The 424-nt window shown below is 31.4% G+C and carries 1 protein-coding gene; it reads right to left on the bottom strand.

Annotated features, from left to right (window positions below; genetic code table 11):
• A partial coding sequence (locus CP368_RS10195; RefSeq protein ID WP_143468338.1) for a glycosyltransferase occupies positions 1-424 on the bottom strand: 424 nt, incomplete at both ends.

The raw sequence follows: 424 nt of genomic DNA, 5'->3' as shown, positions 1-424 counted from the left end.
ATGTAAAAGTCATGCCATATTTTAGCAAGATGGTCTTCAGAATATTCTTGACTGGCTTGAGCAGATAAATCTTGATACTTCTTTAATTTTTCAGGATATGATACTACGGATTTAATTTGAGCGTTTAACTCAGTAAAATCCTTGCCTTTCATATAATACCCGTCAATAATAGCTTGATATAAATCCAAATCACGTAATAAAACAGGAGTATTACATGAAAAAGCTTCTAAAACTGACATTGGAAATAATTCATCGAAAGATGGGAGTAAAAATAAGTCAGCAATGTTTAAATAGCTAACTAATTCTTCTCGTGGCACAATACCAGTAAATTTCAAATTTTTTGGAGGATCATCAATTAACTTCTTAAAATGAGCATATCCATCTGTCATTTTACCGAATGAGAATCCACCAGCCCAAATAAATT

The sequence above is a fragment of the Lactobacillus sp. UMNPBX17 genome, assembly GCF_002553735.1.
Classification (GTDB): Bacteria; Bacillota; Bacilli; order Lactobacillales; family Lactobacillaceae; genus Lactobacillus; species Lactobacillus gallinarum.
Note: the sequence above shows the minus strand (reverse complement) of the source record. Positions and strands in the feature narration are given on the sequence as shown.